The organism is Aquimarina sp. AD10 (genome assembly GCF_003443715.1).
GTDB classification, from domain to species: Bacteria; Bacteroidota; Bacteroidia; order Flavobacteriales; family Flavobacteriaceae; genus Aquimarina; species Aquimarina aggregata.
The window spans coordinates 1,785,188-1,807,565 of the sequence record NZ_CP031965.1 but is presented as its reverse complement, the minus strand read 5'-3'; the positions used below and the strand labels follow the sequence as shown (position 1 = coordinate 1,807,565).

14 protein-coding genes are annotated in these 22,378 nt (G+C 32.8%); 9 read left to right on the top strand and 5 right to left on the bottom strand.

Annotated features, from left to right (window positions below; translation table 11 throughout):
• Positions 1-79: 79 nt before the first annotated feature.
• From D1816_RS07620 to D1816_RS07605, 5 genes are all read left to right on the top strand, one after another.
• Positions 80-4,342 carry a glycoside hydrolase family 19 protein gene (locus tag D1816_RS07620; RefSeq protein WP_199729936.1) on the top strand — a complete coding sequence of 1,421 codons (4,263 nt, stop codon included), beginning with the start codon at positions 80-82 and terminating at the stop codon, positions 4,340-4,342.
• 5 nt (positions 4,343-4,347) lie between these two features.
• Positions 4,348-6,774 (top strand): Ig-like domain-containing protein, encoded by a 2,427-nt coding sequence (locus tag D1816_RS07615; RefSeq protein ID WP_118501990.1) that lies wholly within the window; start codon positions 4,348-4,350, stop codon positions 6,772-6,774.
• 30 nt (positions 6,775-6,804) lie between these two features.
• The gene (locus D1816_RS26050; protein ID WP_240338685.1) at positions 6,805-7,002 is read left to right on the top strand and encodes a hypothetical protein; all 198 of its coding nucleotides are present in this window, start codon (positions 6,805-6,807) and stop codon (positions 7,000-7,002) included.
• 44 nt (positions 7,003-7,046) lie between these two features.
• Positions 7,047-7,835, top strand: coding sequence for a M12 family metallopeptidase (locus D1816_RS07610; RefSeq protein WP_240338684.1), 789 nt, complete (start codon positions 7,047-7,049; stop codon positions 7,833-7,835).
• A 216-nt stretch (positions 7,836-8,051) separates the two neighbouring features.
• Positions 8,052-8,681 (top strand): LysE family translocator, encoded by a 630-nt coding sequence (locus D1816_RS07605; protein ID WP_066318181.1) that lies wholly within the window; start codon positions 8,052-8,054, stop codon positions 8,679-8,681.
• An 18-nt stretch (positions 8,682-8,699) separates the two neighbouring features.
• Here D1816_RS07605 and D1816_RS07600 read toward each other — a convergent pair whose 3' ends face one another.
• Together D1816_RS07600 and D1816_RS07595 are read right to left on the bottom strand one after the other, a co-directional pair.
• Positions 8,700-9,629 (bottom strand): alpha/beta hydrolase, encoded by a 930-nt coding sequence (locus D1816_RS07600; protein ID WP_066318178.1) that lies wholly within the window; start codon positions 9,627-9,629, stop codon positions 8,700-8,702.
• 35 nt (positions 9,630-9,664) lie between these two features.
• Positions 9,665-11,002, bottom strand: a complete 1,338-nt coding sequence (locus D1816_RS07595; RefSeq protein ID WP_118506229.1) for a M28 family peptidase — start codon at positions 11,000-11,002, stop codon at positions 9,665-9,667.
• A gap of 267 nt (positions 11,003-11,269) precedes the next feature.
• Here D1816_RS07595 and D1816_RS07590 point away from each other — a divergent pair, with 267 nt between their 5' ends.
• The 4 genes from D1816_RS07590 to D1816_RS07575 are packed head-to-tail and all read left to right on the top strand — an operon-like array spanning position 11,270 to position 17,858.
• Entirely contained in the window at positions 11,270-12,022 is a 753-nt protein-coding gene (locus D1816_RS07590) for a hypothetical protein (protein WP_162900337.1), read from the top strand.
• A gap of 4 nt (positions 12,023-12,026) precedes the next feature.
• Entirely contained in the window at positions 12,027-14,795 is a 2,769-nt protein-coding gene (locus tag D1816_RS07585; protein ID WP_118501986.1) for a carboxypeptidase-like regulatory domain-containing protein, read from the top strand.
• Positions 14,796-14,798: 3 nt separating this feature from the next.
• A complete protein-coding gene (locus D1816_RS07580; RefSeq protein WP_157766190.1) occupies positions 14,799-16,022 on the top strand; it encodes a DUF4249 domain-containing protein in 1,224 nt (407 codons plus the stop codon).
• Between the two features lie 51 nt (positions 16,023-16,073).
• Positions 16,074-17,858 carry a hypothetical protein gene (locus D1816_RS07575; protein WP_147405108.1) on the top strand — a complete coding sequence of 595 codons (1,785 nt, stop codon included), beginning with the start codon at positions 16,074-16,076 and terminating at the stop codon, positions 17,856-17,858.
• A gap of 2 nt (positions 17,859-17,860) precedes the next feature.
• On the opposite strand, the gene D1816_RS07570 is transcribed toward D1816_RS07575, so the two are convergent.
• From D1816_RS07570 to D1816_RS07560, 3 genes are all read right to left on the bottom strand, one after another.
• The gene (locus D1816_RS07570) at positions 17,861-19,588 is read right to left on the bottom strand and encodes an amidohydrolase family protein (protein ID WP_118501982.1); all 1,728 of its coding nucleotides are present in this window, start codon (positions 19,586-19,588) and stop codon (positions 17,861-17,863) included.
• 16 nt (positions 19,589-19,604) lie between these two features.
• A complete protein-coding gene (locus D1816_RS25975) occupies positions 19,605-20,789 on the bottom strand; it encodes a nuclear transport factor 2 family protein (protein WP_199729970.1) in 1,185 nt (394 codons plus the stop codon).
• A gap of 198 nt (positions 20,790-20,987) precedes the next feature.
• Entirely contained in the window at positions 20,988-22,367 is a 1,380-nt protein-coding gene (locus D1816_RS07560) for a DUF4302 domain-containing protein (protein WP_118501979.1), read from the bottom strand.
• Positions 22,368-22,378 lie beyond the last annotated feature (11 nt).

Genomic DNA, 22,378 nt, shown 5'->3' with positions numbered 1-22,378 from the left:
GGGTGATTTTTTGTATAAAATTGCTTGTATTCCGGATGGGTTACAAGCTTACCTATTTCTTAAAACTTAATTTATGGATATGAGAAGTATAATATCAAAGTATTTTACTTTGTTTCAATGTATAATTTGGATACATATTAGCGCTATAGGAATAGCTCAAAATACTCCCGTTACGCAAAACGGACAACTCAAAGTTTGTGGTACCCAATTATGTAATCAATATAATAAACCGATCCAGCTTAGAGGAATGAGTACCCATGGTATACAATGGTATGGTTGGGGAAATTGTCTAACTGAAACTTCATTAGATGCATTGGCCTATGATTGGGACGCTGATATTCTAAGAATATCTTTATATGTTCAAGAAGGTGGGTATGAAACTGATCCTGTTGGTTTTACGAATCAAGTTAGTCGTTTGATAAATGAAGCAACAGAACGAGGGATGTACGCCTTGGTTGATTGGCATCAATTAAATCCCGGTGATCCAAATAGTAACTTAGAAAATGCTAAACGGTTTTTTAAAGATATTGCTAATCAACACAAAAATAAGAACAATATTATTTATGATGTTTGTAATGAACCTAATGGTTCAGGTGTAACATGGAATCGAATTAAAACATATGCTGACCAGATTATCCCTGTTATTAGAGAAATAGATGATGACGCTGTTGTACTTGTGGGGACCCATGGTTGGGCAACTTTTGGAGTATCTGGTGAAGGAAATTTACAGGATGTAATTGATAATCCATTACAGTTTCAAAATGTAATGTATACATTCCATTTTTATGCTAATAGCCATAGAGAAGCATATTTAAACAGGTTAGATGAAGCCTCTAATAGATTACCTGTATTTGTTACTGAATTTGGTAGTCAGGAATTTACAGGTGATGGCCCTAATGATTTTCCGATGACACAGCAGTTTATTGATTTGATGCAAAGGAAAAAAATCAGTTGGACGAGTTGGAATTATTCTGATGATACAAGGTCTGGAGCAGCTTGGAAAACAGGAACATGCTCGGGAGGTCCTTGGACTATAAATCAATTAAAACCTGCAGGAAGCTGGATAAGAAATAAAATTAAATTTCCTGCAGATGATTTCCCTGGTGGAGATCCAACAGGTGATACGCAAACCGCTTTTGGCGGGACACCATGGCCTATTCCTGGTAAAATAGAAGTAGAAAATTATGATATTGGAGGGCAAAATATAGCTTTTAATGATCTTTCTATTAACAATGAAGGTGGCGAGTATCGCAATGATGCCGTAGATATTGAAGTTTGTACAGAAGGAGGATACAATGTTGGTTGGACAAAAACAGGGGAGTGGCTTGAGTATACAGTGAATATAGTTGAAACAAAAACATACCTTTTAGAATCAAGAGTTGCGGCAATTTCATCGGGTAAAAAGTTTCATATAGAGGTAGATGGCCAAAATATAAGTAACCAGATCTCAGTTCCCAATACAGGAGGTTGGCAAAACTGGGAGACAGTTACCACTACTTTATCCCTGAATAAGGGGATTAGGATTTTGCGTATTGTAATGGATAGCGATGATTTTAACATCAATCATTTGGTATTTAAAAATTCTGGAACATCATCAAATCAGCCCCCATCCATAAGTATTGTATCTCCACAACAAGGAGAATCATATGCAGCTGGTCAAGAAGTTCCTATTTCAGTTAATGCTAATGATAGTGATGGAACAATTGATAAGGTATTATTTTTTATAGATGGAAATCAAATTTCTGAAGATAACTCATATCCATATCAAGTAAATTGGACTGCAACATCAGGTAATCATTCTGTTGTGGCCGTAGTAAAGGACAATGCTAACTCTTCGACAACTTCCTCTACAATTAACATTACCGTAGGCGCAATTTCAGGAAACTGTAACCTTGAACAATATCGTAACGGTGCAACATACCAAACAGGAGATGAAGTACAAAATTTAGGAGGAAAATTTAGATGTTTAGTTGGTGGGTGGTGTAGTTTAGGAGGTCCTTATACCCCCGGTGGACCTGATGATTGGGCATGGCCAAGTGCTTGGAAAAAAATAGGTGATTGCAATACAATCGCTCCTTTAAGAGAAAAAAGTAATAAAGTAACCACAAACTGTGACGTAGTAATGTACCAAAATGGAAATAGTTATGCAACAGGAGATGAGGTACAAAATCTAGGTAAAAAATATAAATGTAAAGTCGGTGGCTGGTGCTCTTTAGGAGGAGTATATACACCAGGAGGTCCGGACACCTGGGCATGGCCAAGTGCATGGGAGGATTTAGGAACATGCTCTGATGGTGAAGGAAACCAATTGCCAACAATAGCAATTATTTCTCCAACTAATGGAAATACTTTTGAATCTGGAGAAACAGTACGTATTAAAATTGATGCTAGGGATTTAGACGGTAGTATAGTAAATATTACTTTTTTGATGGATGAGGTTGAGATAGGTCAGATTTCTAGTAGTCCATTTGAATTTAGTTTTTCTCCTGTCGATGGGGATCACATATTAAAAGCTATTGCTACAGACAATGAAGGAGGAAGTACACAATCCAAAGAAATTTTAATTTCTGTAAAATCCCAAACAGGAAGTGATGGTTGTAGTACGGCACAGTATATAGACGGAAAAACATATCAAACAGGTGATGAGGTGCAAAACCTTGGAAATAAGTATCGCTGTAAAGTTGGTGGATGGTGTTCTTTAGGAGGAGCTTATACTCCTGGAGGATCTAGTGATTGGGCTTGGCCAAATGCATGGGAAGAATTAGAACCTTGTCAAGAAGGAAATTTACCACCTCAAGTGGCTGTATTAACATCAAACATTATATATACAGATGCGTTACCTGTTACTGTTCCACTTCGAGCTCGTATTATTGATACAGACGGTATTCAAACACCGGTTTACGTAAATATTCTGGGAGAGGAAATACCTTTATCTCAAAAAGGAGAAGATATATATGAAACAGATTGGTCTTTTTCAGAATACAAAACATATGTTTATACAGCACAAGCTACGGATAATAAAGGTAATGCTACCAATTTTTCGTTTGAGATCACAATAAAAAAGAGTTCATCAGGAGATAATACAGTACTTTCAAAAGTACAATATGATGAGTTTTTTCCATATAGATATGGTACAGATCTCAATACATATGAACTAGACCCTGCAAAAGATTTCTATACCTACGATGCATTTAACGAGGCCATAGCAAGAATGGCTACTATCGAGGTAACTTTTGAAAGAAGAAAGGGTACAAATTTGTATCGACTTACGCGTAAAGATAAAACAACAAATCAATCTTCAATAATCCGTACAGATCCAGATTTTGATGCAAGTTGGAATCAATCAAAGCCAATTATAACACAAGTAATAGATTATGGAGTTTTTGCAAAAGAAGGCAACGATACTGTTAGAAAACGTGAGTTAGCTGCTTTTCTTGCCAATATCGCTCAAGAAACAACCGGAGGATGGGATACAGCACCAGGTGGTCGATATTCTTGGGGACTGTACTTTAGAGAAGAACAGGGATATGAGGGAACCAATAATATAGGGTATCGTGATGAGAATAATCTAATATATCCCCCTGCACCGGGTAAATCATATCATGGTCGTGGTCCAATTCAGTTAAGTTATAACTACAATTATGGCCAAGTAAGTGAATTCTTATTTGGGGATAAAAATGTACTCCTTGCCAATCCAGAACAAATTGTACAAGACGGAGCATTAGCATTTCAAACCGCTATTTGGTTTTGGATGACACCGCAATACCCAAAACCATCTGCACATGATGTGATGGTTGGTAATTGGTCACCTTCTAATTATGATTTAGAACGTAATCGAACACCAGGTTTTGGTATGACCATAAATATTATTAATGGTGGAGTAGAATGTGGTAAAGGAACAGAAATTAACAAAGTACTGCATAGGATAGGACATTATAATCGCTTCTCTGATATTTTAGGAGTTAATAATGATCTTGATACTACAGATGATTGTTCTGAATGCGGCTGCGCTCAAATGACACCATTTACCGGATTAGAACCAGAATCAGATGAAGTTTCAGGAAAAGTATCAAATTATGATGGACTTAAAACGATCATAGATCTGTTTCCTAATCCGTTTAATAACGAGATACATTTTAGCTTTAAAATAGATCAAGATGCTAAAATTAGAATCAGCATTATTGACATTAACGGAAATCAAGTTACAGAACTATTAGAAAGCCCTTTTAGCAAAGGATCAAATACCATAACAAAGGATGTAACCAAGTTGCCATCGGGCATGTATTTCTGTAAAATACAAATAGGAAGACAACAACAAACATTTAAAATGATTAAAAAATAAATCAAATGAAAAGAAAACATAAACCGTATTCTAGATGGTTGCCATTTAAATACAGCTTAGTATTGCTCGTTTTTATACTATTGGGAAATAGTTACAATTCATTAGCAAGTAACCTAATAAAGGTAATCGATGTTAAACCTTATGTTGTTTGTGATGCTCCCACATGGAGTGCCAGTGCGACATATGTTGGGGGAAACCAAGCCGTTTTTAATGGTATAGTATATGAAGCCAAATGGTGGAACAGAAACAAAAATCCAGAAACTTATTCTGGTAGAGATGATGAATGGAAAAGATTAGGTCCATGTGATGGAGGTGGAGATAGCAACATACCTCCAGTGGTATCGATAATAACACCTATCTCTGGAGAAACTTTTATTACAGGAGATTCTATAAGTATTACTGCGAGTACCTCTGATCAAGATGGTGAGATTCGTAAAGTTGAGTTTTACGTAAATGGAAATAATATAGGTGAAGATCTTACTGCGCCCTATACAATAAACTGGATAGCTGTTCAAGGAAATCATAGCATAACGGCAAAGGCTATTGATAATGATAATGCAAACAATACTTCAGGAATAATAACAATTACCGTTCAATCAGATACAGGAGGAGGTACAGATTGTAATACTCCGCAATACAGTGAAGGTGATGATTATACAGAAGGAAGTACAGTACAAAATGCAGGAAGTATTTATGAATGTAAGCCTTGGCCATTTTCGGGTTGGTGCAATGGTATAGCCTCAGCATATGCTCCTGGAACAGGTACCAATTGGGAAGATGCATGGGTTTTATTGGGAGAGTGTGATCCTGATGGAGGAAATGGAGAGCCTTTGGTATCGATAGTATCTCCTAATGATGGACAATCGTTTGTAGAAGGAAGTAATGCGATTATTAATGTGAATGCCACAGATAGAGATGGTACTATTACTAAAGTAGAATTTTTCAGTAATGGCAGTAAAATAGGAGAAGATACTACTGAACCATATAGTTACACATGGAATACGTTGCAAGTAGGGAATTATGCCCTTACAGCAAAAGCTACAGATAATCAAGATTTGTCAACTACTTCATCAGCAGTGAATATTCGAGTAACCACTTCTGGAGGTGGAGGAGGTCCACTTCCTCAAAAAATACTAAATGGATATTGGCATAATTTTCAAAACGGTTCAGGGTTAATACGTCTTCGAGATGTTTCGTCTAACTGGGATGTGATTAATGTTTCTTTTGCAGAGCCAAGAGTATCTTCTACAGATGGAGAACTTAGTTTTGAACTCGCACCAGAATTTAGTACTATAAACTATACCGAAAATGATTTTAAGTCAGATATTCAATACCTTAAAGGAATAGGTAAAAAAGTAATTATTTCTATCGGAGGAGCCGAAGGACAAGTTCGATTGAATACTGTTTCGGCAAGGGATAAATTTGTGAATTCTATGATTGCTATTATAGAAGAATATGATTTTGATGGTATGGATATTGATTTTGAAGGGCAATCACTTTCTCTTGATCTTGGTGATGACGATTTTAAAAATCCTACTACTCCGGTATTAGTGAATACAATAAATGCAGTAAAAAGTGTTTGTAATCATTTTGGTAATGATTTTATGTTAACAATGGCTCCAGAAACATTCTTTGTTCAACTAGGGTATTCATTTTATGGTGGTATTTCTCAAGGAGCTGACCGAAGAGCCGGAGCTTACTTACCATTAATTCATGCATTACGAGATAAATTGACATTTTTACAAGTGCAATACTATAATTCTGGATCAATTACGGGCTTAGATGATCGTTTTTATAGTATGGGAAATTCTGATTTTTATGTAGCTCTTGTAGATATGCTTCTTAAAGGTTTTCCTATAACTAGAGATTCAAGTAAATTTTTTCCTGCGTTACGACCTGATCAAATTTTAATAGGTGTACCAGCTACGGTAAATGCAGGAGGTGGATTTACGGGTGCTAACGGAGTAATAGATGCTTTCGATTATTTGGTTAAAGGAAATTCTTTTGGTGGACAATATCAATTATCTCAAACCTATCCCGGTCTTAGAGGAGTAATGAGTTGGTCGATTAATTGGGATGAATTTGGTGGATTTGCTTTTTCAAACCCAGTAAGAATATATTTGGATGGGCTTTCAGGAAAAGAAGGAGACATGCAAGCATTGGATATAAATTCTAATGGAGTAAAGGCGGTATTATTTCCAAATCCCGTAGACAATTACCTGAATATTCAATTTACTTCAAAAAAAGAAATAGGGTACACTTTAAAAATCTATAATAGTTTAGGAACTGAGGTAATAGACCGTATCAAAGTAAATAATGCTCATGACTTTAATGTGCATAGGTATGATTTAAGCATCTTAGAATCGGGGCTATATTTTTATGAAATGAAAGTTAATGGGAAAGTATTTACAGGAAGAATAATTAAAAAATAAATAAATTTTACTAACACAAACTCAACTAAAATGACAAGAATTAAAATTACAGGAATCTATGCTATTGGACTTTTAATAGCTTCTTGTACGACAGAACAATTTGATGAACCAACAGCGGTTACAGATAATCAAAATAAATATGTAGATGCAGAAAAAGCATATCCAAATAAAAAAGGTGAAGTTTTGGATAAATATTATGCAGGAATGAAAATTCCTATTGAAAAATAAACGGAGAGTTTATTTATGAAGGAGATATTGTTTTCGAAAAAGATATGTTATCTGATGTTTCAGAGAAAGTAGTCTTTGAAGAAGGAGAAATTGCTCCGCAAAATAAAAGTGTTGGTAGAACAGGAGGAAGATGGCCAAACAATACTGTATACTACACTATAGAAAGTGGTTTAACCAAACAATATAGAATAACAGATGCAATAGCCCATTGGGAAGCTAATACTGCATTACGTTTTGTTCGTAGAACAAATCAAACAAATTACATACGATTTAGAAGTGGTTCGGGGTGTTCATCAAGCGTTGGTATGGTTGGCGGTCGACAAAACATAACACTCGCAAGTGGATGCTCGACTGGAAGTACTATTCATGAAATAGGTCATGCTGTAGGATTATGGCATGAGCAAAGTAGAGCAGATAGAAATCGTTTTATTACTATTAATTTTAATAATATAGAATCCGGAAAATCACATAATTTTCAAACTTATGCACAACGTGGTAGAGATGGAGAAGAATTGACTAGTAATTTAGATTTAGGTTCAATTATGATGTATGGATCTTATGCTTTTTCTAAAAATGGAAGACCCACTATTACAAGAAAAGACGGAAGTACGTATACTACACAACGAAATGGTTTGTCTACAGCAGATAAATCCGGTATTAATCAAATGTATCCAGGAAATGGTGGAGGAGAAATTTATGAAAATGGAAACTATTATACTATTTATGGGGTACAGGTATACAGATATAGTGATGTTTGGTGGTATTGGAATGCTAGCCAAAACCGCTGGAGACAAGTAGAATTAAGAGGAACTACTTGGTATTATGTTGATTAAATAAATAGAATAGCCCTCTATTTATTAGATTTGTTTTGAAGAGTAGAACCCTAAATCAACTAGTTGATTTAGGGTTTTTTATGGGTAATAAATTATATTTCGAAAATTTTAGAGGATTAACGATAATCTAATACGTATCATTGTTTAAACGAAAGAAGTTTTGGTAACTTTAGTCTAATTAACTAAATAAGAGTTAATTCCTTAAAATCATTGGATATGAATACAACATTATGGATTTCTTTTATAGGAACAGTTTTGATAATAGGTGTAACTCCAGGACCTAGTGTTTTATTAGCATCTGCAAATAGTATGAATCACGGAGCAAAAAAGACTGTAGGAACAATTTTAGGAGATTTATCGGCTAATGCAATACAGATATTATTGTCATCATTAGGCCTAGCATCTATAGTAATTACTTCTGGAGAAATTTTTGGAATCATCAAATGGATAGGTGTTGCCTATTTAATATATATGGGAGTGACTAAAATTCTAAGTAATCCCAAAACAGGAGATTTCAGAAGTAATAATACAAAAAAAAGCTTTTTAAAATTGTATAGTGAAGGTTTTTTTATGTCAGCTTCAAATCCAAAGGCTATTGTTTTTTTTGCTGCACTTTTCCCCTTGTTTATAGATCAACATTTAGCATTTTTACCACAAGTATTACTTCTAGGTGTTACATATTTAATGATAGATGGTATCTGCTTATTAATGTATGTTAAATTTGCTTCAAAATTAAAATCATATCTCGAAGACAGAGATAAAGTACATGCTCAGAACAAAATTATAGGCATATTACTTATTTTTAGTGGTTTGATGCTTTCTTTGGTGAAGAGAACAAATAGTTAAATGGTAACCTACAAATCACTACTTTAATAAAAACTCTAGAGGAATATGAGCCCTGTTATTCCAACTTTTCTCATTATGCCCTGCGCCATCAAATTTTAAGGTTACCCAATTTAAATCTTTGGTATATCCTTTAGTGATCATAATCGAATCCACTTGTTTTTGATAAGGTTCATATTGTGCATCTAGTTGCTCGGTACCAAAATCAAAGTATATTTTATGGGTATTTGGATCCGGTAATGTTTTGGGCAATGTTTGGATATATGCATCTCCTAATACGGGAACTGGCCAATGCGTAGATACGCAACCAGCAGCACCAAATATTTTAGGATACTTACAAATGGCATATAATGAAATTAATCCACCCATAGATGATCCCATGATAGAAGTGTCTTCGGTTTTTAAAGATACATTATATGTTTTATCTATAAATGGTTTAAGTTCCTCTACCAGAAATTTTAAATAGTCATCAGAATACAAAGCGTCGAATCCAGTATTTTCTTTTAATGAAGTTTTTGCTTCTGGAGTTTCACTTATCGCAGCAGGTGCTTTTGGCATGTACTCAGAAAAACGTTTTTTTACTGTATTCCAAGGAGCAACAACAATTGTATTTTTAATTACTCCTAGTTTTACAAGACTATCAATAGCTTCATCTACACCCCAATCAATACCAGTATAGGATGTTTTAGGATTAAAAACATTCTGCCCATCATGCATATACAAAACTTTGTATTTTTTTGATGAATTTTTATCATAACCTTCAGGTAAAAAGACTTCGACATTACGAGGAATTACGTATTTGGATTCGAAGTCTTTATACATGATGATCTCACTTTCTTTTATGATTGATTTTTCAGCAATTTCTTTTGAATTACCGTTACCTCCTGACTTTTGTTTGCATGAGGTGAGTACAATTAGAAATGCTAATACAATTATTTTAAGAAAGTTCATAACGTAGTATTAATTTGGTTATATACTGGTAAAGTTTATCTAAAGATTTTTGAAGGAAAAACCACAGGGCTTTCAAATCCGTTTTTTCCAACAGTAGCAATTCCAAAGAAAAAATTATCTACTACAATACCATCAAGAACAAAATTATCTATATCTCCTACAAATCTGCTATGATCCCAGGTAGGAGATGTAGTATCTCTCCAGTAGATTTTGTATCCTTTTACATTTGTCCCAGTAGCTTTTTTCCATTTAAATTTTGCAGCGGCTTCTACAATCCCTCCAATTTCTAATTCTTGAGGAGCAGGAGGAGCTGATGCGATACTCGCTAGATTTATAGCATTTACAGCTGTTAATTTGGCGGTATATTCAAAATTTACATGTTCGACAACATCTCCATATTTAATTCCATTTTCCTCTCTGATATCTTGATGTTGTTGCGTATAATTTTCATGAGCTTCCATAATTCTAATCCCTGCAAAACCTGCATCATTAAATGGTCTATGATGCCCTCCACGTCCAAAACGATCAAGCCTATAAATCATTTTAGGGTTCATCTCTGGCATATATGTTTTAACGGTTTTGTGAATATATCTTGCTAACTGACGCGAAATACCATCAACTTCACCACCGTAAAAACGTCTTGCTCTTCTTTGTTGTTCTGTTTCAGTAGGAGGAACAGGTTCAGAAAATATTCTAAAAGTTCTATTATCAATTATACCATCAACACCTTTTATATTTCCAATCATATCGTTATTCATAACTCCCATAATCTCCCAACCTTTATCTGTTGCGTATTTGGCTAAACCTTGTCCTCCAAAAAGACCTTGTTCTTCACCAGACAATCCAACATAAATGATACTGCTTTCAAAGGAATATTGAGAAAGTACACGAGCAGCTTCTATGGTACCAGCCATACCACTTGCATTGTCATTAGCTCCTGGTGAATCTGAAGTATAATCTGTAGGATCGGTTACTCTAGAGTCTATGTCGCCACTCATGATAATAAAACGATTAGGGTATTTTGTACCTCTTTGAATAGCGACAACATTGACTACCCAAACATCTTTTACAATACGCTGATTGGCCCCTTTTTTAACGAGATCTTTTTGATAAAAGACTTCAAGACAATTTTTACAGTCTTTTGAAATATTTTCGAATTCTGATTTAATCCAACGACGAGCGGCTCCAATACCCCTTGTTTGCGAAACGGTATCACTTAATGTATGACGAGTACCAAAACCAGCTAAAGTTTTTACATCATTTTCCAGACGTTCTGCAGAGATGGAATCGATAATATCATAAATTTTTTGATCGGTTTGCGCTAATAAGAGATTTGATAATAAAAGTAACGTAGCGGTAAGAAATATTTTCATTTTAATAATTTTTATCGCCAATTTAAATAAAAGTGTTAAAGAAAAAGAAGTGTTAACAAATTTATAAGAAGGTTTGTGACTTAAAATTTGAAGATTTTTGAAAATCAAGCAGTAAACTTATCAACACGAAAACGTTATAGCAAATTTTGAGCTACTTATATTAAATAATAGATAATACTTTTATTATCGAATTTTTCTACTAAATTTACTTAATAAATGTTAAAATTACGCTTATTAAAGCAGTGATTGATGTTAAAAGGGGCTACTATGTATGGTATAAATAATATAAAAAGTTTTAGTGTTTTTTTTATGCTACCTTTTATCTTTTTTGCTCAATTAAAAGAAGAAAGCGCGTATTATAATTGGTTTGATACTGTTATTGGTCAAGAACATACAGGATTATATAATGGTCGGCAATATATAGATTCATACATAAATAAAATATATGAAAACAAACATCCATTTTTTCATTTAGATAAAGTATACAAGGGATCAGTAACTTACAGCGGACAGACCTATTATGATGTAGGGATGAAATACAATCTAAATTCTGATCACCTTCTAATAACATTAAAACCGGGAGCTATGGTTTCGGTTTTACAGTTGGTTCATCATAATATACAAGAATTTACAATTGATGGTTCTAGATTCATTAGAATAGATAAAGACATTTATAAAGATGTACCTCAGAGTAAATTTTTTGAAGTTTTGTTAGAAAACCCATCATTTTCACTTATTAAGAGTCATCGAAAGAAGAAAAAAGAAAGAATTGAAAATGTAGGTGGAAATAAACTATACTATGAATTTGTAAGTGTAAATAAGTACATATTGTTGTCAAAAGGCAAATCCGAAGTTATTTCATCTAAGTATGATTTGTTCAATATATATCCTATTGCAAAAAAAGAAATCAAACAATTTTATGTAAAGAATAAGAGGTTAAGAAAATCCCAACCCGATAGATTCATGCAAAGGTTATTTGAAAAAATTATTCAACCAATAGAATCAAAAAACCAGTTGTAAACTTATGAAAAAATATTTGGGGCTACTTTTTTTAATTTGTGTACAACATGTATGGGCACAACAAAAAGATGTGTTACTTACACTTTCAGTAGAGAATTCAGATTTAAGCACGATTTTAAGTCATATAGAGGAGCAAACGGATTACCGTTTCTATTTTATTGATTCCTGGATTCAAGAATATGACTCTATTTCGGTTGATTTTAAAGATATACCCATTACTACTGTTTTAGAAGACCTTTTAAAAGAGACAGTAATAAATTTTCATTTTATTGAAGAAAATAGGGTTATACTAACAAGAAATAATAGTATTTACGATGCGGTACCTGATGGTTTTTTTGGACGATCCAAGGATAGCATTTTAGAAGTCAATTCACAAAATAAAAATAACAAATCTTCGGTATTTGTAGATGCTAAACAGTTTACCAAAAATACTACTGTAGAAACCATTAAGATAGGAAAGGCAAGTAACAATGCTACCAGTCAAAAATTTGTTTTGTCAGGATACATTAAAAATGTACAAACAGGTAAACCTATATCAAACGGAAATATTATAGTAAATGGAAATGATACAGGGGTAATTACTGACGTTGCTGGTTTTTATCAAATTGAATTACCTATTGGGGTTAACCTTTTCGAAGTTGATGCTATTGCGATGGAAAAGTTTAAAAAGAAAATTATTCTTTATAATGATGGTCAATATAATGTATCACTAAATGAAAAGATCGAAAATTTAGATGAAGTAATCTTGCGAACATCTGCTAGAAATGCTGTTGAAGAAGTGATTACTAAAACTAAAATTGATGTTGAAGAATCAAAAAATATTCCATTAGCGCTAGGAGAACGTGATGTGCTTAAAGTGGCTACCACCTTACCAGGAATTACGACAACAGGAGAAGCCTCATCGGGATATAATGTTAGAGGAGGGAAATCGGATCAAAATTTAATTTTATTAGATGATGCGGTGGTATATAATCCACAACATTTTTTTGGTATTTTTTCTGCACTCAATCCTTTTGCATTGGGAGATGTTAGTATTTATAAAAATAATATACCTGCAGAATATGGAGGTAGATTATCTTCTGTCTTTGATTTAACCACCAAGGATGCAAGCGTGGATAAATTTAAGGGAGAAGGCTCGATAGGCCCCATAACAGGTAATATTTTGTTAGAAGCGCCTATTGTTAAAGGAAAATCGGCAATAATGATAGGAGGTAGGGGTGCATATGCCAATTGGGTATTAAATTCTCTGGATGAAGAATCTCTTAAAAATAGTGAGGCTTCTTTTTATGATGTTATAGCTAAATATAATCATCAAATTACAGAAAATATAAAACTCGAGGCTATGGCGTATCTAAGTAGAGATGATTTTAGTATTACATCAGATTCTTTATATATTTATAATAATAGAGCATTCTCACTTCGAATAGATCACAGGTTTAATGATAAGAATACGGCAAAATTAGCGGTATCAAATAGTCAATATAAATTTAATATTGATTTTGATGGTGATACCAATAGAGATTTTGAGTTAGGCTATAGTATCGATGAAACAGCATTACGACTTAAGTTTAAGTATTTATACAATGACGGTTTAAAATTTAATTACGGAGTCTCAAGTAAGCTATACACGGTAAACCCGGGTAATATTACCCCGACTGGCGATGAATCCATTGTTACTCCACTAACCCTCGATAAAGAACGAGGCTTAGAATCTGCAGCATTTTTATCTGCAGAGATTGATGTAACTTCAAATTTAACCTTCGATACAGGAATTCGCTATTCTGTATACAATGCCTTAGGCGAAGCAACACAAAATGTGTTTCAAGATGGAGTACCAAGAAATGAAGAAACTATACGAGAAACCTTATCTTTTGATAAAAACGAAGTAATCGAAACTTATGGGGGTCCTGAGTTTAGAATGTCTGGGAGATATTTAATAGGAGATAATCTTTCTATTAAAGCTTCTTATAATAATACATATCAATTTATTCATACATTATCTAATAATACAACAGTTTCCCCTATCGATACCTGGAAACTTTCTGATCTAAATATAAAACCACAACGTTCACAACAGTACGCTTTAGGAATATATAACAACTTAAAAAATGGAATGTATGAGTTGAGTTTAGAAGGGTTTTATAAACGATCTAAGAATACACTTGATTTCAAAACAGGGGCCGAAATTTTACTTAATGAAGATATAGAAATAGAGGTGTTACAAGGAAAGGGAAAAGCGTATGGTGTTGAATTTTTGCTTAAAAAGCAAAAGGGAAAACTTTATGGATGGTTAGGATATACGTATTCCCGCTCTTTTGTACAATTGGATAGTCCTTTTAGAGAAGAGCGCGTCAATAACGGAGATTTTTTTCCTTCAAATTTTGATAAACCACATGATCTAAGTGTAGTCATGAATTATAAATTTACAAAACGTTTTAGCCTGGCAACTAATTTTGTTTATCAAACTGGGAGGCCTGTTACTTTTCCGGTAGGGACGTTTACATTTAATGGATCTGATTTTGCAGTATTTAGCGATCGTAATAAATTTAGAATACCAGATTACTATAGATTAGATATTGGATTTAATATTGAAGGAACTCATAAACTCAAGAAATTGGCACATAGTTTCTGGACCATATCAATATACAATGTACTTGGTAGAAATAATCCGCTATCAGTGTTTTTTGTTACCGAAAACGGAAAGGTTAAAGGATTAAAGAGCTCAGTTTTTTCTGTTCCAGTGCCTTCAATTACCTATAACTTTAAATTTTAGATGATGAGATGTATTAAAAAAATAGAAAGATATAGGAAGTTAACCAAAGTATTAGCTTTAGTTTTCATAGGCATGATTTCATCTCGTTGTGTAGAAACATTTGAGGTAGAAAGTCAGGATTTTGAGAGTATATTAGTAATTAATACTACAATTACTAATGAAATGAAATTTCAGCAAATACTATTATCAAGAACCTTTAAGTTCGAAGAAGATAAAGCGCAGGCTGAACAAGGCGCTACTATAAAAATAATAGAAGATTCTACAGTAGAATACATCTTTGAAGAACCATCTCCGGGAGTATATCGTTCTGCTCAAGAATTTAAAGCATTACCCAATAAGGGATATCGATTATCTATTGAAACCTTAGAAGGTAAATCATACACAACAGAGGAACTGTTTTTACCTCAGGAGACGGCAATTGATGATGTTCGACCTGTAAAAATGTTTAATAGTGATGGAGTAGGAGGTGTAGGTATTTTAATCGATGCTTTTGATCCAAGCGGTAACTCGAAATATTATAGATATGAATTTGAAGAAACTTATAGGATTTCTGCACCTTTTTGGGTTGGACAAGATTTGGTATCTACTGTTGAAGCAGGAGAAACTATATTTAGCAGGGTAGATAGACCTAGTAGTGAACGTCAGTGTTATAACGGTGGTAAATCAAATACTATAATTACTACAAATACAACTGCTTTAAGTGAAGATAGATTAGATGGTTTTTTAGTGCATTTTATAAAATCAGATGATATACGTGTAGCAGACAGATATAGTATATTTATTAGACAGTATGTGCAATCCAGAGATGCCAATGGGTTTTATGAGACACTTGATAGTTTTTCAGATTCAGAAAGTATATTTTCTCAAATTCAACCTGGTTTTATAAGTAGTAATATAGTTTCCAATGAAAACCCAGACGAAAAAGTCTTAGGCTTTTTTGATGTTTCGTCAGTTTCTGAAAAACGTATATTTTTTAATCGCGATGAGGTAATTGGAGATTTACCAAGATTTACACTTAATTGTGCTTTTGTAGCTCCAGAACAAGAAGATTTTGAAACGGCAGAGGCATTTAGAAGAAGGATAGCAACTGATTTTATACGATCAGGTGGCTTTAAATTTTTTAAAGAAGATCCACCTATGTCAGGAGATTTTGTTTTTGTGCCAAGATCATGTGGGGATTGTAGTGTTTTTGGTAGAGGAGTGGCACCAGATTTTTGGATAGAGTAAGTATTAGATCTCTATAAAAATTTACTAATGTTTAATATTAAAAATATTCTTGTGAAGATAAAATCACTTTTATATATCATCTTTATTTTAGTTTCAAGTTTGCATGCGCAACGTAAAACAGCACTAAAGACGGACAAAGAGATCGAAGGCTATAAACTGATTCCTCAAGAGAAAGTATTTATACATTATAACAGTTCCTTGATTTTTGCGGGAGAATACCTTTATTACAGCTTATACTGTTTTAATACCCAAAATAATCAACTAAGTACTATAAGTACAGTAGCTTATGTAAGTTTGATTAATGAAAATAACGAATCTGTTTTTCAGCATAAAATCAAATTAGTAAAAGGTAGAGGACAAGGGGATTTTTTTGTACCTGTAGCTATTCCATCTGGTAATTATAAACTAGTGGGATATACGCAATGGATGTTAAATGAAAATTCTGGGTATTTTAATGAAGATATAAGTATTCTTAATCCTTATCAAGGTAATCAAAGTAAGGTATTGGTAGAAAACGATTCTCTATTAGTTTCTTCAGAACAATCATTAGTAAATACTAATTTTTCGAGCACTAAAAAGATAAATGAATTAAAATTAGGGGTAACTCTAGATCGTACTACTTATACTAGAAGAGCTCCTGTAAAACTTACGCTAGAGTGTAATGCGTTTCAGAATAATAAAGCTAATGTTTCTATTTCAATTAGAAGAAAAGATACTTTTATAAAATCAATACCGCAAAATACAATTGGTTTTTCTAAAGCGAGTATAGACGGTTCTTTAGAAAAAAAGAATATCTCGCCAGGTACCTTAGTTTTCTTACCAGAAATGCGAGGAGAGCTCATGTACGGAAGAATCTTGACTTCAGATTCATCTTTACCAATTGCATTGCAAAATGTTGGTGTATCTATTGCCGGAGAAGTAAGTGACTTAAAAATAGTGACAACAGATGAAAAAGGAAGATTTGTATTTAATTTACATGACCGAAATAATAAAAATGAAGTACGTATTCAAGTATTAGGAGAAAACAAAGGAAAATATGTTATCAAACTTGATGAATTTCCGGAAATAAAGAATTTTACCAATGATTTTTATCAATTTAAAATCACTACTTCGTATAAAAATCAAATAGAAAAACGTAGTGTGCATAATCAAATAGAAAACAGTTTCTATGGAGTAAAACCTGATACAATACAAGAAGCATTTAATATGAATTCTTTTTATGGCGAAAACATCATTACGTATAATTTGGACGATTATACAAGGTTTAGCACAGTAAAAGAAACCATAATTGAAGTTGTAGAAGGTGTTTGGATTAAGAAAGATGCAAATGGTAATCGAGTGTTTGGAGTCCGAGGGAATTATCCTGAAATAGGTGCAAAACAAATGCCTCCATTGTTAATAGTCGATGGTATATTTATTCAAGAACAAGATAAAGTTATAGAGTATGATGCGCGTAATGTAAAGAGTATTAGTTTTATTAGAGATAAATATTATGTAGGAGCGAAAGTTTTTGATGGGGTAGTTATTATAAAAAGTATAGATGAAACTTTTTTAAAAACCTCTAAAGAAAAAGTAAACCTAGCACCAATACAGTTAGCCGATTTAAAAACCGAAAAAAAATACTTTAATCAGCGTTATGATAGTCAAGAAGAGTATTCTCGTATCCCGGATTACAGAAATCAATTGCTATGGCAACCAAATGTGGTACTAAATAATCCTAAATATGATATAAATTTTTTCACATCAGATGTTGCCGGGCAATATGAAATTTCTATCGAGGGATTTACAAATGATAATCAACCTATTTCTATTAAAGAGTATTTTACAGTCGAATAAACTTATCTTACAAAAGTAACTTTCGAGATTACTCCATTTTTAATTTCATAGATGGCCATAACATCAGAATACTTATTACCAAACCTAACATGTTCTTGATCTATTACTTTGTTTCCTAATACCATCCGATTTTTTATTTCACAATATAGATTAGGTGTATTTTGGAACATTTTGGCAAATCGTTCTTTCACTTGTTCTTTTCCATCCATGATTAGCTGCTCTGGAAAATTATAGATTTTGATATCATCAGAATAGGTGTTTATGAATGCATCAAGATCTCTGGCATTATAAGCATTAACTTGTCTTTGAATAAGCTGCTCTGGTGTTTCTTTAATTAATTCATCAATTTCCAGAACCTCTCCATTCTTTATGACCATATCAACCGAATTAATATTTTTAATATTTTCTAAGGGATTGTTTTTAAGGATAACCAAATCTGCTATCTTTCCTTTTTGTATAGTCCCTAGTTTTTCTGATAGTCCAAATCCTCTTGCTGCATTTATTGTAGATGCTTTAAGAATATCAAGGTTACTAATGCCCGATCTTTGCATAGCTTCTATTTCTTGAATATAAGACGAAGCATGTACGGTACCAATATTTCCTGCATCCGTACCAGTAGCGATATTAACTCCAGAACTAGTAATTGTTTTTAGATTTTTGAGCATTATACTTTCACTTGCATTAATACGATTAATATATGCATCTTGATTTTCTCTTAAAGTCGCAATTCTTTCAGGGATTTCTTTATTTGAAAACTGTTTTAAATCTGTAAAAGACCGATAAACCATAGGGTTGGCATAAGTCAAATCTTGATAATGGTTATCTAGTTTAGTTAAAAAACCTTTACCATAATTTTTTGAAACAATTAATGTGGGGATATAGGTAACTTCATTTTTTTTCAGAAGGTTTATAAATTCTGGATCAATTAAAGTATCCGAAACACTATGAACCAGTATATCTGCTCCTGCTTTTATTGCAAGTTTGGCGGTTTTGAGTTGTGTTGCATGAACAGCTAACTTAAGATTATTTTTGTGTGTTAATTCGGCTACATGTTCAACAATTGGGTAGTAGTTTTCGGCGGGATTATTTTTACTTGCGATATACCATATTTTTATAAAATCCGGTTTTGAGACCAGCATTTTGTTGAAAAGAGCAGTTGCCTCAGAAATTGATTTTATATTTTCAATTGGGGTATCTTTTAATTTAGAAAAAGCTTTAGGTTGGTATGAAGAAAACAAAGGCCCAGTAACATATACATTTGGAGATAAATTATGTTTAGCAATGCTATCTCGTATCTTAAAATTATAAAAGGGCCCTCCAAGATCCATGATTGTTGTAATACCCAATCTAAGATATCTTCTGAAATTATCGGTTAAGATGTCTTTTGCAAATTGAATTTCTTTTTTATAAGGAACAATACTCGTTAAATCAATTGCATCTGGTCTGGTATAAATATTTCCTGTTTGAAAAAAATGTATATGAGAATCTATCATTCCAGGAATGATAAATTTATTTATACCGTTAATCACCTTAGTGTTTTCAAATGGAGTTATTTTTTTTGTAGAAATTATAGAAATTTTTTGGTTTTCAATAGCTATGTATTGATTCTTTTTTATTTTTCCTGATTCGACATCAATAATATTAATGTTTTCGATTATAATAGATTGAGCTCTATTGGGTGTAGTAATTACAAAAGTTAATAGTACTATAAGTACAAGTTGTATCTTCATAATAAATAAAATGTCGTTATTGAATAAAAGTAACTTTTACGATTTTACCATTTTTAACTTCATATATGGCAGCAGCAGCATAATTTTTTCCGTTGATGGTTAAAAACTCTTCATCGATTACTTTATTACCTATAACAATTCGGTTCTTAATTTCGCAATGAAGATCAGGAGTAGAATCAAAAAAACTAGCATATGATTTTTTCATAGCTTCCTTTCCTTCATAATTTAATTCATTGGGATAGGAAAATACTTTTATAGTATTGGAGTACGTAGCTAGAAAAGCATCGATATCTCTGGCATTATAGGCGTCTAACTGTTTTTGAACGATATGTTCTGGTGAAATATCAGATACAATCGCTATACGATCTCCTTTTTGGTTAGTACTAATCCGAGTGATGGTATTAATTTCTTTATCTAAAAAAGCATGTAAAATACTCCAGTTTTTATCTGTTTTAGAATTATATTTAAAAATAGTATTTCCTTTTGCCATTAAGATAGTGCCATCTGGTAGCCAACATATATCTTCAGACTGTGCTATTGTATTTATTATTGTAGAAGTCTTGCCAGTAATAGGATCTATAGATTTAATTTTCCATTGCTTATTTTCCTTACTAATATAACTTAACAATTTAGTGTCAGGTATCTTATGAAGGGCTCTTCCTATATTCTTTTGAAGCGTTTTATTAGTAGCATTTTTTAGGTCTGAGATTACTAAAGACAATCCATTGTCTTCTAAAACAGCAGATGCAAGTGTATGTTCGTTGTACCAACAGTGATAGCCAACTTTTAAATCTTTTAAAAGAATTTTAGGTATTCCTGTTTTATAATCATAACGGTAAAGTAATTGAGTTCCGTTTGTGTCTAGGCGTATAGAAGAAATTGCATTCTGATTGGGTATTTTGATAGGAGAATATTCACTCCCCTCTTTGGTATTTGTAATCCAATTTATCTCAGAAGTTTTATCATTATAGGTTTTTATGTCGGTTTGTTTATTTCTGGTTGATGAAAATAATAGGATATCGTTATTTAAAAAAGATGGTTGATTATCATATCCCTCATTGTTAGAAATATTTCTTTGATTTTTTAATTCAAAATTGTTTCCCTTTTTTGAAATATCGAGTATAAACACTTCTGTACTGCTTTGCGAAAATACATTTGGAGTAATAAAGACTAGAAGAATTATGAAAATAGACTTACCCATTATTTTTATTTTCTAAAATACATTGAAAAAACGAAGTTATTCTTAAGTAAATGTTAATAAGATATTGGGTAGTCTCTGTTGAATACTGAGGTTTTCGAAAATGAAAAAACCCAGAACTTTAAGTTCTGGGTTTTAGAAAGTTGAGTTAGTAAGGCTATTGCTGGGGAATCAATAGTTTATTATAAATACAATTAAGATTTAAAACCATACAGCATATACACTTAATGAAGGGTCTTGTGCACTTAAAAGTGATGCTGCTTCATTTGAGAACGCACTTGTATCTGATCTAAAAGGTCCTCTATCTGTATAAATTAAACCGTCAGGGTTACCAAAAAAGTTGATCATATTTAAAGATGATGCCTCAAAGAATCCGCTATTACCAGGGTTTCCTTCAGTTGGATTTGGACCTTGATAAGTAAGTACTAATTTTTTGTCTACAATAGACCCTTCAAAATCATAAATTCCTGTAAAGAAACCACCATCAGAAGGCCTTGTGAAACCAATAGTAAGCGTTGTGTTTATTCCTGTAGCACTTGGGTCTGTAGTGAAAATAAATTGTTCAAAAACCAAACCAAAAGCAGCAAGATCGGTATTGATTTGAGCAACTATGGCATCAAACCCTGCAGAAGTTAATGGGTTAGCTCCTAAAGAAGGACGATATAAAAATCTACTACCAGAAGGACTAGTTCCTATACCAAATATATCATTATTGATATATAAAGGTAAACTTGCATGTGCTATAACTGCCGTGTTTCCATCTACTACAGAAGTGAAATTATTATTTGTAACATCATATGTAAATTCTTGAAAAGCTGTTCCAGCTAATGTAACTGGTTCTACAAAATTTAAACCACCTTCTGTTACTTCTATAGGGATTTCAGTAACTACTTCACTGCTGTCGTCTCCTTCAGAAATTACAGTTGCTACTCTTTCAAGATCATCGTATGCTAGTGATCCTGAAAATACAATTTCGGCAGCTGTATTAGCTACAGTGATTCCTCTAAAAGGAAGTGTTGTCATATGACCATCCTCAATACGTGTGTCTAGACCTTGAAGATTTTCTACAGCTTCTTTATCGGCAGCAGTAGCTTTGACTAAGGTTAAAGTTGATTTATTATCGCCTGCATCAGTTTTACTTTTGAAAGTAACCATATCACTGGTAACTTCTTCAAATAGAAATTCAAACTCAGCACCTAGTCTAAACCCTTCTAGCTCAAATAATCTATGAAAAGTAGAAAAGTTTTCAAAAACTAATTCGGGGAATTGACTCTTACCTATTCTGTAGGTAGTTGGTAAATCATCAGTTCCATTATTAAAATCTGAAACTATTTCTACTGTATTATCAGCATTGAACTTTAAGTAAAAATTATATACACCGCTATCATCTTGAGGTCGATAGTCTGCTTTCCACCCAAATTCAGAGCTAACAAGTGTGTTTGTATAACTTTGTAATCGCTCATTTACACGACTATCAATGTCTCCATCAAATAAGGGTTCTACTTCATTATCACTACTACAAGCTATAAAACCTAGAGTAATAAAAAGTACTATATATAGTTTAATATTTTTTAACATCATATTCTAAATTT

What these genes read in the sequence shown, in the direction of transcription:
- D1816_RS07620 (WP_199729936.1), top strand. Translation starts at nt 80, where the DNA reads ATGAGAAGTATAATATCAAAGTATTTTACTTTGTTTCAATGTATAATT.
- D1816_RS07615 (WP_118501990.1), top strand. Translation starts at nt 4,348, where the DNA reads ATGAAAAGAAAACATAAACCGTATTCTAGATGGTTGCCATTTAAATAC.
- D1816_RS26050 (WP_240338685.1), top strand. Translation starts at nt 6,805, where the DNA reads ATGACAAGAATTAAAATTACAGGAATCTATGCTATTGGACTTTTAATA.
- D1816_RS07610 (WP_240338684.1), top strand. Translation starts at nt 7,047, where the DNA reads ATGTTATCTGATGTTTCAGAGAAAGTAGTCTTTGAAGAAGGAGAAATT.
- D1816_RS07605 (WP_066318181.1), top strand. Translation starts at nt 8,052, where the DNA reads ATGAATACAACATTATGGATTTCTTTTATAGGAACAGTTTTGATAATA.
- D1816_RS07600 (WP_066318178.1), bottom strand. Translation starts at nt 9,629, where the DNA reads ATGAACTTTCTTAAAATAATTGTATTAGCATTTCTAATTGTACTCACC.
- D1816_RS07595 (WP_118506229.1), bottom strand. Translation starts at nt 11,002, where the DNA reads ATGAAAATATTTCTTACCGCTACGTTACTTTTATTATCAAATCTCTTA.
- D1816_RS07590 (WP_162900337.1), top strand. Translation starts at nt 11,270, where the DNA reads ATGTATGGTATAAATAATATAAAAAGTTTTAGTGTTTTTTTTATGCTA.
- D1816_RS07585 (WP_118501986.1), top strand. Translation starts at nt 12,027, where the DNA reads ATGAAAAAATATTTGGGGCTACTTTTTTTAATTTGTGTACAACATGTA.
- D1816_RS07580 (WP_157766190.1), top strand. Translation starts at nt 14,799, where the DNA reads ATGAGATGTATTAAAAAAATAGAAAGATATAGGAAGTTAACCAAAGTA.
- D1816_RS07570 (WP_118501982.1), bottom strand. Translation starts at nt 19,588, where the DNA reads ATGAAGATACAACTTGTACTTATAGTACTATTAACTTTTGTAATTACT.
- D1816_RS25975 (WP_199729970.1), bottom strand. Translation starts at nt 20,789, where the DNA reads ATGGGTAAGTCTATTTTCATAATTCTTCTAGTCTTTATTACTCCAAAT.
- D1816_RS07560 (WP_118501979.1), bottom strand. Translation starts at nt 22,367, where the DNA reads ATGATGTTAAAAAATATTAAACTATATATAGTACTTTTTATTACTCTA.